Source organism: Candidatus Contendobacter odensis Run_B_J11 (assembly GCF_000531125.1).
In the GTDB taxonomy this organism is placed as follows: Bacteria; Pseudomonadota; Gammaproteobacteria; order Competibacterales; family Competibacteraceae; genus Contendibacter; species Contendibacter odensensis.
This window is the reverse complement of the sequence record NZ_CBTK010000122.1, coordinates 1-12,676: the sequence shown is the minus strand read 5'-3', so window position 1 is coordinate 12,676 and position 12,676 is coordinate 1. Positions and strand designations below refer to the sequence as shown.

The 12,676-nt window shown below is 53.1% G+C and carries 12 protein-coding genes; 5 read left to right on the top strand and 7 right to left on the bottom strand.

Annotated elements, in window-relative coordinates:
- Positions 1-81: 81 nt before the first annotated feature.
- The 7 genes from BN874_RS09475 to BN874_RS09445 all read right to left on the bottom strand — a co-directional run bounded on the left by BN874_RS09475 (position 82) and on the right by BN874_RS09445 (position 7,660).
- A complete protein-coding gene (locus BN874_RS09475) occupies positions 82-3,840 on the bottom strand; it encodes a pilus assembly protein (RefSeq protein ID WP_195912152.1) in 3,759 nt (1,252 codons plus the stop codon).
- A gap of 55 nt (positions 3,841-3,895) precedes the next feature.
- Positions 3,896-4,225, bottom strand: coding sequence for a hypothetical protein (locus BN874_RS09470; RefSeq protein ID WP_034432470.1), 330 nt, complete (start codon positions 4,223-4,225; stop codon positions 3,896-3,898).
- 135 nt (positions 4,226-4,360) lie between these two features.
- A complete protein-coding gene (locus BN874_RS09465) occupies positions 4,361-4,900 on the bottom strand; it encodes a pilus assembly PilX family protein (RefSeq protein WP_051497652.1) in 540 nt (179 codons plus the stop codon).
- Positions 4,901-4,909: 9 nt separating this feature from the next.
- Complete coding sequence (locus tag BN874_RS09460) at positions 4,910-6,109, bottom strand: PilW family protein (protein WP_034432467.1); 1,200 nt, start codon at positions 6,107-6,109, stop codon at positions 4,910-4,912.
- The gene (gene pilV, locus BN874_RS09455; protein ID WP_230314384.1) at positions 6,106-6,570 is read right to left on the bottom strand and encodes a type IV pilus modification protein PilV; all 465 of its coding nucleotides are present in this window, start codon (positions 6,568-6,570) and stop codon (positions 6,106-6,108) included. The genes BN874_RS09460 and pilV overlap by 4 nt, the downstream gene beginning before the upstream one ends.
- Complete coding sequence (locus BN874_RS22475; protein WP_081756276.1) at positions 6,561-7,064, bottom strand: GspH/FimT family pseudopilin; 504 nt, start codon at positions 7,062-7,064, stop codon at positions 6,561-6,563. Before BN874_RS22475 ends, pilV begins: the two co-directional genes overlap by 10 nt.
- Before the next feature lie 77 nt (positions 7,065-7,141).
- Positions 7,142-7,660 carry a GspH/FimT family pseudopilin gene (locus BN874_RS09445; protein WP_034432465.1) on the bottom strand — a complete coding sequence of 173 codons (519 nt, stop codon included), beginning with the start codon at positions 7,658-7,660 and terminating at the stop codon, positions 7,142-7,144.
- A gap of 165 nt (positions 7,661-7,825) precedes the next feature.
- On the opposite strand from BN874_RS09445, the gene BN874_RS09440 reads away from it, so the two are divergent.
- The 5 genes from BN874_RS09440 to BN874_RS25565 form a co-directional block, all read left to right on the top strand.
- Positions 7,826-8,284 carry a protease inhibitor I42 family protein gene (locus BN874_RS09440; protein WP_051497650.1) on the top strand — a complete coding sequence of 153 codons (459 nt, stop codon included), beginning with the start codon at positions 7,826-7,828 and terminating at the stop codon, positions 8,282-8,284.
- A 428-nt stretch (positions 8,285-8,712) separates the two neighbouring features.
- Positions 8,713-9,321: a hypothetical protein gene (locus BN874_RS09435; RefSeq protein WP_034432462.1), complete on the top strand. Its 609-nt coding sequence runs from the start codon at positions 8,713-8,715 to the stop codon at positions 9,319-9,321.
- Positions 9,322-9,499: 178 nt separating this feature from the next.
- Positions 9,500-10,588, top strand: coding sequence for a heat-inducible transcriptional repressor HrcA (gene hrcA / locus BN874_RS09430; protein ID WP_230314383.1), 1,089 nt, complete (start codon positions 9,500-9,502; stop codon positions 10,586-10,588).
- Positions 10,589-10,910: 322 nt separating this feature from the next.
- Entirely contained in the window at positions 10,911-11,993 is a 1,083-nt protein-coding gene (locus BN874_RS09425) for a hypothetical protein (RefSeq protein ID WP_034432459.1), read from the top strand.
- Between the two features lie 414 nt (positions 11,994-12,407).
- The coding region (locus tag BN874_RS25565) for a hypothetical protein (RefSeq protein ID WP_230314382.1) at positions 12,408-12,676 on the top strand (269 nt) is incomplete at its 3' end.

The following is a 12,676-nucleotide window of genomic DNA, read 5'->3' as shown; positions in this document are numbered from 1 at the left end:
GGCTCAAAAAAAACAAATCCTGATGTAAATATATATGGTGGTGATGAAAACTACCTGGAGATCAATGGATATACCTTAAAGTTAGGACGAAATTTTACCCCTGCAGAAGTGCAGTCTGGCAGCAGCAGCGGCAGCAACAACAGCCGCATCGTTCGCGGTGGCTTGAGCAGTCGCAGCGGCAGCATTAGCGGTGCTAATAACAGTGTCAGCAGCGGCCTTGGCGGCATCGGCAACGGCCTTGGCGGCAACGGCGGCCGCAGCCGCAGTAGCGTCACTCCCGGTCGCAGCGGACGTTGCGTCGGCGGTGGTAGTCAATGCATCGGTTCCCGACAGCAATACATCAATGCCTCTGGATGACACGATCAGGGTAATGCCAGTGGACAAACCGGCGCGAATGCCCTCAAAGCCACTGGCTGCACCTCTTTCTCCACCCACGGTGATGTCATCCAGCGCATTGAATTGCTTATCCCGGTTTACATCAAACGAGACTTCCACCGTGCGCCCGCCCGTCACCAGATCCACCACCATTAGCCACGCAGTACCCGCCGACGGTACGCAGAGATCATCCAATACTCGCGGAACTCGGGTGATAAAGATCGCCCGCCCCACACTTAGGGTCGGACTATCCGTCACTCGCTCGCCATCAGCAGGTAAATCCATATACCAACCCCGTTTCGCCCCGCTCCCGCTCCATACCACCGAGGTTTGCGACACCAAGCGCCAATTGTTGCCGGCAGTCGTTGTTTGCCCTTTGACCGTTTGCGCCTGCAACCCGCTACGGTTGGTTGCGGTGATGGCAGACCCTCCTTGCCACGCATTGCTGTTCAATACGGCGGTGTCCCAGATCCCGTAGAGGCTCTGACGCGGGGTGGCGCTCGCGTTGTGGTCGCCCTCCTCAAAGTATTTTCCGGTGCCGAACACGATGATATAGCCACCATTGGGATGCTTGCCGATTTCGGGCGGCGCCGTGATCGGCTGAATGTTGCCGGCGGCATCCCTGGCTTTGAACAGGGGATTGCTAAAGGCGACCGTGTTATTCGTCAGATCAAATTTCCACAGGTTGCCCAGCAGATCGCCGGCATAGGCGGCCACGACATTTTTGCTGGCGTCGGCCAGCAGGACGGGGGCCGCCAGTCCGTTGGAGACACTGGAGTTAGTGGCAATCTTTGCGATCAGGGTACCGTCCGCTACGTTGACCACAAACAGGAAGGCTTTGCCGCTCGTGCTGTTGTAGCCGTTACCGAAGACCGCGACCCAAGTACCGTTCTGCAAGCGCCCCATCGCGACCTGACCGATCTGACCCACCGGGTAACCCATATCATTGGTATCGGTGAATTCCCACAGCACATTACTGGCGCTGAAGTTGTCCGGGTCGGTCACATCCAACGCGAACACTGAACGTCCACCTGCACCGGTGGCGCCAATCAGAATGGACTTCCAAACGCCACCGATTTGGACATCGCCAACATAGGGTGAACCATCCACGAAGTACTGGTGCGTATAGTTGGAGGCCGTCAGATTGGGAAGATTGGGAAACACCACTTTCGGTATAAAGGCAAACTTCTCCTGACCGGCCGTTGTATTTGAACATGGCGGCTCAGCATCAGGGTCATTATTTTTAACACATGTAGCATCAAAGGCGTGCAACATGCCGTCGTTAGCGCCCACATACAGCATCTTGGTTCGGTTTTTTTTCGCCTCACGAAATGTGGTATACCCCGACATCGCTTGGTACCCAAAGTCAAGAGGGGCCCCTACATAAAAGGGGCTGGAATTAACGATATCGCCGAGCAGTTTAGTGCGCGTGCGGAGCGTGCCAACAGGTTTCTCGTTGCTTTGATCACCACGAATCCAGTTCAGTCGCTTTTGGCCTTCAGCCACAGTAACGGTATCAGTGCTCCGTAAATCGGTTTTCTGGCCGGTATCCAAATTTTCCCATAAAAACTCCTTACCGACATTACCCACCAGGGTGTAAATCTTCCGGCCACTTGTGGTGGCTGTTATTGTGCCGTTGTCAGCTTGCGGCGCTGGAATCTTACCGGCAGTATTGGTATTCCACAGGTCCGTATCACTGACAGTACCGTCAGCATTGAATTGCTTAGCGGCCACTTGACCACTCCAGTCCTCGCTATTGAACATGGATTGATAAATAGCGGTATCGACATCAAGACGGGTTGAGTTGGCGGCCAGCGCGGCGGCGGAACTCTCCTTGCGGGCCACAATGGTTTCAAGCATGGTCGACAACTGCGTGGCAAAGGTATCGGGGTCGGTGGCGCTGAAAAACCCCCCACGACCATTGACAGCGGCGTGGAGCAGGTCATCAATATTTTGGGATGTACCCGTATCGGATGGTTGTGGCCAAGTGATCGTCGTGTTACCACCAATGGCGGCAAAGGCGGTAGTGGGATCCACCGACCCGTTCACGCCGAGACCCACTCCGAAAGTCACCATGTGCTGCCAGAATGCGGGATCAGCAGTATTGATCGGCACCCGGTTGGCGAGATCCGTGCGTAGATCGCGCTTCCAGTAATACATGGCGACGTCCGCCAATGTATTGGTCCAGTTATCGGTAAAGGGCGAGACCGCCGAATAGGTGAAGGATTGAGCAAGTACGGGAGGATGTGCGGGTTCAGTAATGGTGGGACCTGCGGTTCCATCATTATTGGCGCGTGCGTTAGTAGTACCCGCCTGATCACCATTCCAATACCCATCGGTCATCAGGATGGTGTAGCTCTGGCGACAGGTGTAATCGGTGCCGCCCGTCTGACCGGGCGTACTGCTCCAGGGGCCTCTGTCATCGGTGCGGCTGAAATATAGACCAGCAGCATCCAGTGCGAGGCGCAGCGGCGTGCCTTGTGCTGGAATATCACGATTGTATAGCTGATCAAAAAATGCTTCGCGGTTGGTGCTCGTGAAGGGGCGAACACCCGTGATTACCGCTTTTGCATTGACTCCGTCAATACTGGTGGATCCTTTGTTAATAGTGCCAAAACCCACACGCAACTTCTCGCTTTGGTTGACGAAAGCTTTACCGACACCCGCCCGGGCAGCGAGAATGCGCGAGCGGTAATAGGTGTACCAGTTGGCAAAGTTCTGGATTTCCTGAGCGTAGGTGCAAACGCCGCCGGTGCAATCGGTGCGGCTGGTTCGACCATCCCCAGAGTAAGTTGGGGTGGCCGATTTGATTTCTGTCTTGGTGTAATTGGTTCGCGTCCACTGGTTGCCACCATTGTAAGTGAAATAAGTGGCTGGCCAGAAAGTACTGCTCGGAGTTGAGCTATTACAGCCAGTGGCATTACAATTTCGCCAGTTTGGCCCAGCAGTGGGAATATTGGCAGTTAAACTACGACAGCCGGCGCCAGTATTTTCTGGATTATGGTAGGGACAAGTCGTGCTTGCATTAGCATATGAAGAGCCGTCATATTTCTTCCACGGCGTATAGGTGATGGCAGGATTATAGTAAATCTTATTGAACGCCGAGGAACGCGCCAATGCTGTGTAGGAACTCGTGTCGCTTGTTGTGACAACATTATTAGTATAGTCGTCAGCACCATAAACACCACTGACTCGAGGAAATACATAGACAATAGAGCCATTGGTTTGACCCCAGTAAGTGTAATCATCCGGCATGATTTCAAACATCATTGATCCGGAGTCATCCAGAATAAACATGATATTTGGATCAACACCCGCTGTTGTAAGGAACAGCGGCCCCGGTGCAATGGTGCCCGCCCGGGCGTTTCCTCCAATGCCTAATATAATAAACATCATCATTAATAATGTCATAACTGCTGGCATTACCATAGAATTCATCTTGGAGAAAAAAGTTTGGTTTTTCATAACTGGCTCCAACGGGTGTTCATGATCATGATAGTGACCTTGCACCACACAACTTTTAAATGGGTGGCCCATTGTTAAAAATGCGGAGATTCTGGATGATATTGCCGCTGGCTGTGAATTTGACATATTGACCCACTTTGAGATCCGTGATGTTCATCGCCTGCTGGGTCTCGCTGGACGCATTTTTAATTTCAGCCTGTGGGGCAAGGGTATATCGAGCGCCATCAATTTCGATGGCTCGCCCCACCACATCTACAGCGGTAATTTGACCGACAACACTAAATACCTCCTCCGCGTGCAACGGCGTAGCGACCAGCAGCGCTACAACCAACAAGCACACCCACACCGACCCACGGCAAGTATCAAAACGCTGAATGAATCGCATGTCGAAATCCTCCAAAAGAATGACTCTGTAAAACTGCTTTTTCCCATCGGCATGTCTCGCACCCCGATGGCTTGAATAAGTTGTTCTGCACACGCACATCGACTCACCGCCCTTTTTCACCAAGGGCTAATCTGCCTAAATATTCGGCCGATACAAAGTCTGCAAAATCACCACTGCGTCCGCCGTCCCCCCCACACCACGGGCAGTCACCCGATAAAGGGTCACCGGAACCGTTACCTTGGGTCCGAGCGCAGCGCTCGTCTCATCTACAATAGACATAGCGATCGGCTGTTCGATCACATAACGCGGCGGCGCATTCAGCGTCGGATCCAGTGCGCCGTTATACGGTAGGGATTGCGCCCAGTCATAATTCATCCAAAATGTGCCAGGATCCGTGGCCGGCGGGACAAACGTCGTAGGAAGTGTTACCGCTGCCGGTCCAGAACTATCCAGACTTTGTTCACCCGATCGCAGTGCCGCTTCAGTCGCCTGAAACGCCAGATTTCGCTGGCGCGCATTGCCCGCCATGCTTTCCTGCTGAGTAGTGCCTTGCATGGCTGTAACACCAATCAAGGTCATCACCAGCAGAAAAACCAAGGCAATAATCAGCGCCGAACCCCGTTGCGGGACCGATCCAGCCGCGTATCGAGTCATAATGCGAGTCAATTTAAACATGGCGATTCTCTAGCTACGGACGCGCAAACGGTTACGAATGCCCACTGTCGTGGAAAAGATTTGCCGCAGGCATCGATCATTAGGACAAATAACACTTGGGTGTGTAGAGTACGTTCCCGATGTCAGGTTACCGCCCCCATCCACCACCTCGGGGGGAAACATTAATTGCTGAGGCGTCGGGACAAGGTTATCGGCAAGACTCACCAGCAACAGATTCACCCGGACACTCAGTACATTATTCCAATTAGCGATGTTATTTGCATTTAAATACCGATCCACGACACCGTCTGGAGGGTTCGTTGTATCCTCTCCATACAGGATTTGCATATCCTGAACCCCTTCCACCAACTCCTGCGCCGCCATCGAAGCCGTCGTCGTAGCGCCGGTTACCTGCATTTGCAATCGGTACAAGGAATAGGTCGTTCCCGAAGTACTCACTCCCACATAATAAGCACTGGGAATAAAATCCGTCATGATGGCATTGGTAGCATACGAATACGGCGATCCAGCACAAGGATTGAGAGCATCGGAGGCCATCGTAGAACCCCATCCTGACATACAATTCCCCGGCGCTCCCGCACCACCTCCGACCGACACCGTCGTACCTGCTAAACCCGTTACCTGAAAGATCGAAGTCTGCTGGGCATCACAGATGACCAGAATGCTGCCTGTCCCCAGATTGCCCACTCCAGCCAGCGTCAATGTAGGAGGTGCTGCTGATGGATCAACCGCATTAATTGAATAACCCCCCCCTCCACCCCCGATTAAAATCGTGGCATCAGTCCCGTTAACGCGATCTCCTGAGCCGGTGCCGAAGGATATATTTGGATCTGGAAAAACCTGATTGCCTTCAAGACCCATCACAGAATTCGCACCAAAATTCGTCCACCAAGTTGCGGCATTATTCGTCAACACATTGGCCAGCCAATGTGCAGCAATCGGAAAGACCGGGTTGGGATTGATTCTGGGGCATCCTGTAAAGCTCGCCATGCGAATATCCCGAGACATCGCTTCCAGCGCGAACCGTCCATTCTCCTGAAGACGGGATAGCGCATCATAGTTTCGATAGGTCTGCTTGCTACTGATGAACAGTTGAATTACGCCCGCAATCAGAAACAGGCTGATCACCAGCGCCACCAGAATCTCTACCAGCGACAGACCGCGCTGACGCCGGACGAAGAGGGATGGGAACTGACGGATGTGGTTCATAGGTCGGTCGTCATTGCGAACTGTTGAAGAGGGTCTTGCCCACGGCTGTCATCCCATAACACCGTGACAGTAAAAATATTACCAGCGCCGCGCACAATGGTGCCTCTTCCCAAAGGCAAGGCACAGGCCAGGGCATTTCCCCAGGCGGCAATATCCTGAGCAGCAACGGTTCCTGCTAAAGCCACGCTACTCTGACAAGTCCGCGTGACCGAACCGGTGTAGCTATTATTAAGAAGCGCCGCCTGCCGGTTCACTCGCATCCGATCCGCAATGTCATACGCAAGACTGGTGGCCTGTGACCGCAAATAAGCACTGTGGTTAAACCGCACTGAAGTCGCTTGCAACCCCGCCAGTCCCAGCAAACCGATGGACAGCACCACCACCGTCACTAGAATCTCAATCAGGGTGAAGCCCTGCTGACGGATCGGGATTAAACCGATCCCGCTGTTCATCACGGACATGTCGTACTCTCCTTCACCACACGGAACCGACCCACAAGGGAAATACAAATAGCCTGATTAACCGTATCCAGCGTATACGAAAGCTGCTCCTGCGGACTGGCCGAAATAATGTCACCCGTAGGACGGTAGCGAATATTCGCCGGGCCGCTAAACGTCGGATCGCCCGCCAGTGCTCCCCACACTCGTAACACTTGGCCAACCGTTACCGAAGCATCCGTCGCAGACGTATCCACAAACACAATCCAGCCGCCCTTCCAATCCGTTCCACTGCATCCCGTCCCATTGGTCGAAGGGCATAACGAAACTCGCCGCCCGCGTTTGACCGTCTCACTGCGAGCCAGATTAAGCGCGCTGATCATCTCATTTGCCTGCGTAGCAGCGCGGTTATTGCGCATCATCCCCTGGAATGACGGCACCCCAATCGCCATTACGATTGCCGCAATCGCCACAGTGATGATCAGTTCAATCAAGGTAAAACCACGTTGTTTGTTCATGCTTTGTACCCTGCTAAAAATCTGCAACCCACTACCCACCGCTCACGATCCAACGGTAGCCTTTTCCCGACGAATGGTCAGCAACTCGTCTCCGCGAGCCGCGCCCGTCCCAAACTATTAATAATGATCGAACGAGCCTTGGGTGTTGCACACAGCGTCAGCGTCCCTGCCTGAAATCCACCGGTCACCAACTGGCTCATCCCGCCCGCCACATAAGAAATATAAGACTGAACAGTCGAATTTCCGGTCAAAGTCAAATTACCCTCCATTGCCGCCTTGACCCGCAGCACCTGCTCGCCTACATCTACGACCGCATTGTCGTTCGGATCCACAAACACAATCCAACCTTGCTGATAACCGCCGCTGGTCGCGCAATTCGCCCCATCCGCGCTCTTGCACAGCGTCACCCGCCGCCCTCTCTTAATCGCTTCCGACCGCGCCAGATTCATCGCCGTCACCAACTCATTCACCTGCGTCGCCAAGCGATTGTCCCGTATCATGCCCTGGAACGACGGTACGCCGATGGCCAGCACAATCGCTACAATCGCTACGGTAATAATCAGCTCAATGAGAGTAAAACCACGTTGTCTGTTCATGGCTCGCACCTTAAAAGGCTTGCTCGTACACTTTCACGCTGTTCAAGGTCCAACGGTCATAATTTCTCGACGAACGGTCAGCAAAGGTATTCAAGAAGCGAAAATCCTGTCACTTTTACTCACTCCCCGGCGATTCACCCTCCGCCGCTCACCCGGTAAGCTCTCATGTCCATTATTCGCAACGTATTGTCATCCCGTTCCCGTTTGATCCCAGTGGCACTGGCCGCACTGCTCGCCGCCGGTTGCAGCACTGCCAAGAGCGATCCACCGGTCGCTGCTCCTGCCGGTAGTCGCGAGAATGGAATGCTGATCCTCACTCAAGCCGACAACAACCGATCTGCCGAGGTCAAGAGGGGCGAACAGATCACGGTACGGCTGCCAGAAAATCCCAGCACCGGGTTTGGCTGGGCGATTGATGAAAGCGACCGTCAGCGGCTGGCGCTGGACAGCACCGCATTCGCCGAAACGACCGAAGCCTATGTGGGCGCCAGAGGTCAACGGAGTTTCACCTTCACCGCTCGGCAGGCGGGTACCGTCGCCCTCAAACTCAAATACTGGCGATTTTGGGAAGGCGACACCTCGGTGACCGAACGCTACACCGTTAACCTGCTCATCCGCGATTGATTCGCAACCCGCGAAGCCAAGAGAACCACTCGTTCGGTCGGATCAAGATCGGACTTACCACGCTGAACTCGTCAATAATTTATTGATCTGCAAGGGCAGAGATCTCACTACAAGCTGGATCAACGGGCCAAAATCTGTTTTGGAATACCCGCTCCACAGAAACTCTCGAAGAACCGAAAATTTAACAGCCCTGCCCTTTTTCAAAGGGGAGGGCAAAACAGGATGAACCGCCTTTGCGACACCGGGGCGGTTTTTTGGTGGGGTGGGATAGGGCGTATACTGAAATCGTCACTATCAGGACTTTCGCCAAGCCCCTTAAATTCGTCATACCCGCGAAAGCGGGTATCCAATTTTTTCAGTGGCTTACTGGATTCCCGCTTACGCGGGAATGACGGAAAGCGAAAGTCCTGACTATAAAGGAGACCACCATGTCGACGGCACAACCGACGCTTGACGATGTTTGGCGCTTGTTTCAAGAGACCGACCGGAAGTTTCAGGACACCGAGCGGTTGCTGAAAGAGCAATCGCAGCAGACCGACCGGAAGTTTCAGGACACCGAGCGGTTGCTGAAAGAGCAATCGCAAGCGACGGAAAAGAAAATCAACGCCCTCGAAAAGCTGTTCACCAGCCAATGGGGCAAGCTGATGGAATCACTGGTGGAGGGCGATCGGGTCAATCTGCTGATCCAACGGGGCATCCCCATCGCCGACACCACCACCCGCCTGAAAGGCAAACAGCCCGGTGGCGGAAACTATGAATTTGACCTCATCGCCCACAACGACGAAGCGGTCGTGGTGGTGGAAGTCAAAACCACGCTGCGGCCGGATGACGTGAAAAACTTCCTGGACAAACTGGATCACCTGAAAGCATGGATCCCCCGCTACGCCCAGAACCGGATTTATGGCGCGATGGCGTGGCTGACGGCGGATGCCGGCGCCGAAGCGATGGTCGAGAACCGGGGACTGTTCAGCATTCGAGCGACGGGGGATTCGGCCTCGATCCAAAATGACCCGGCCTTTGCGCCGCGAGCGTGGTAGCCGGGCAGCTTCGTAGATACCGTCTTGTTGTGGAAGGAACTTTAAAAGTTTATGCCACTGCTCGTCGGCCAACTGGGCGTTCGACATAACCTTTAATACTGTTTGGTTGAGTAATTTTTTATGCATACTATAAGAGACACTAAAGTGTCAACAGAGCCTAAGTTGAGGGTCTACAGCGATGCACAGTATGGAATTCAGCACGGCGAGCCATTCTGCTCTGAACGAGCGCACTCAGCATCTTTTACGGACGCTGGTTGAACGCTACATTCGCGATGGGCAGCCGGTTGGATCGCGGACTTTGGCCCGCGATGCGGGCCTGGATTTGAGTCCAGCCACGATCCGTAATGTGATGGCGGATCTGGAGGAACTCGGCTATCTGCGGGCGCCGCACACCTCGGCAGGGCGGGTGCCGACTGCCCGTGGCTACCGATTTTTCATTGATGCGCTGCTGCATCTCAAGCCGCTGGACGCTCAGGAAATCGAAATCCTGCGCCGACGCATCGGCCAGCCGGTACGCGATGGCGCAGACTTGGCGCGCTCGGTATCGGACCTGCTATCGGGTTTTACCCAACTGGCCGGGGTGGTCATGCTGCCGCGCCGTCAAGTCGCGACGTTGCGCCAAGTCGAGTTTCTGCCCCTGTCCGAGAGCCGGGTACTGGTGATCCTGGTGTTGAACACTCAGGAGGTGCAGAACCGCATCATTCAGACCCGCCGTCCCTATAGCGCCAGCGAATTACAGCAGGCCGCGAATTATCTGAACGCGCAGTTCACCGGTAAGGACATTCAACAAGTACGCGAAGCCTTGCTGCGGGATTTGCGCGAAACCCGCGATAACCTCAACCGGCTGATGCAGACCGTGGTTGAGATGGCCGAGCAGACCTTTGCGACCGAACCGGTCGGCGAGGATTATGTCGTCGCCGGTCAAACCCATTTGATGCAATACGCTGATCTCTCTGATCTCGACAAGCTGCGCCAATTGTTCGAAGCCTTTAACCACAAAGGCGACTTGCTACACCTGTTCGACCAGTGCCTGCAAGCCGATGGCGTCCAGATTTTCATCGGCGAGGAATCCGGCTTTGAGGCGCTGGAAGAATGCAGCATAGTGACTGCGCCTTATACCGTGGAAGGCCAGGTGCTGGGAGTTCTAGGCGTCATCGGTCCGACCCGAATGGCTTACGACCGGGTAATTCCGCTGGTGGATGTCACTGCCCGGCTGTTGGCAGCAGCGTTGAACTCATCCAATGAATTCAAGCAATACCGACCTTGATCTCGTTATCGTGATGACAGTTTCTGTTTCTAAATCGTGCGCGCTCTGCCCATTCATTCGTCCTGGCACTGGAACCGAACAAACTGAATTCGGTTCATAGTGAACCGGACTGGACGGTTCAGAATGAACGGTTCATGGATGAAAAATAAGCCGGCATTTTAGTAAAAATCCTTACCTATCAAAATAGTAAAGATTTTGACACGCTTATTGCCTTGCTTTAGTTACGACTGTAATTTTAGGCCGACTATTGAAGGGCATTTCCTCGAGAACCGCCAGAGAGTAGTCTGCTACTCACTGAACCCAAGCAATGAGGTATTTGAAAATGAGCATCAATATGAGCAAAAAGGTAGATATCTACCTGCAAAATCCAGCATTCTTCCAGACTGATCTGGAGAATCAGAAATCCATTTGGATGGATAATTATGTCCGTCCACTGAGCAGCCACTATGAGGCGACGCTCCGCTTAGTCCAGGATGTGTTTGCTGAAGCCAGTCGCAAAAGAAAAGAACAGGAGGCTCGGCTGGCAAAGATTGACGCCATCAATGGGCTGGTTCTATCTGTTCTGTTTGCAGGCATCGATATTATGGGCGCTGCTGCACTCAAGGATATAAAAATCCTCAGCCGTATGTCCACCAATAAGGGATTAGAATCCTTTCTTGAATCCAGTAATGATACAGCTACAGCCGTCAAAAACTTTCTCTCCCAATCTTCTTCTTTCAGCGAAAAAATTTTCGCGAATCTGGACGACAAAATCAAGGGCCTTGCTCAGACTGGAACCGTCACTGGTTCAATCGAGTTTGTCAAAAAGTTGACTACGGACGTTGGCGCTGCCATTCCCAGCGATCCCAGCGTGTCCTGGCCGGGCGCAGTCGCATTTCAAAATGATATGGCTACTTTCTATTCAACCACCTATCGGTTGATTAATGAGGCATTTGTCAACCTGGTGCGGGATAGTAAAGTGGGTGCCAGTGTGAAACGAATAATCATCGAATTATTAGTCAATCTGCCTATTCTCCGCCCGCCAACTTTAAGCATGAAATCGTTTGATGGATTTTTCACGACGTATTATGAGGTGTGCTACTGGTGCGATTACCTCAGCGCAGTCACCTCGCTGGGGTTCTTAACCGATAAAGGCGTAGATGTTAATAGACCTGCTGGAATCATGCGCGACGGCATCCTCGCCGATGTGATTAACGAGCGCATCGCCAAACTTACCGGCCACTATCTGACTAATACGGCTGGCAGAGTCGTTGATAGGCCCGGTATAGATATTCGGCTGGAATGGGATGGGTATGTGAACAAATCATCTCAAGTGGTTTTTCTCAGGACAGTCCGTTCCGAGGCATTTACTAAAAATGTAAAGCCTCTGCTCATCGCTGCCGGCGACAGCACAACACTGTTTTGAATCGGTCCAGCCTGAATAGCCTGCGACCGGGTGATTCCAGTCATGGAGGTTACCGCCCGGCTGTTGGCAGCAGCGCTGAACTCATCCAATGAATTCCTCCTGTAAATTTTCCTGTGATCGGAACTGTGGGGCAGGCAGGTAAAATGAACATGCCTATTGAGATCAATGGGTTGCATTCAGTCAATGCCCTAGCCTGACGCTATCAACCCTCGCCATCACCGGAAAATTTACAGAACCCATTATATTATTGCACCTTGCCTATGGTCGTCATTCCCGCGAATGCGGGAATCCAGCGACCCGCTGCCGGACTGACTGGATACCCGCTTTCGCGGGTATGACGAATAAAGATAAAACCTATCGGTAAACGGTATCAGTGCTTGAAGATCGAAGCCTGCTGCTAAACCAGGAGGGGCTATGCAAAAAACAATGATGAGTTGGCTATCTGTATTATGTCTAACCACTGACATGGCGTTCGCGGTGGAGACACAGAAAGTCGAATCTGGCCATGCTTCGTTACAGGCTTATCCAAAAGCCAATATAGCTATAAAGGATTTGAAAACGGGAGTTGCTGTCCATGTTGATAACGATGGTCGACATGTGGTGGGAGTATCCAGGAGCGGGGAAGTACTCTGGCATACCGAGGTCGTAGGCGAGAACTATTCCTGTACTGCCGGTAGTCCCGT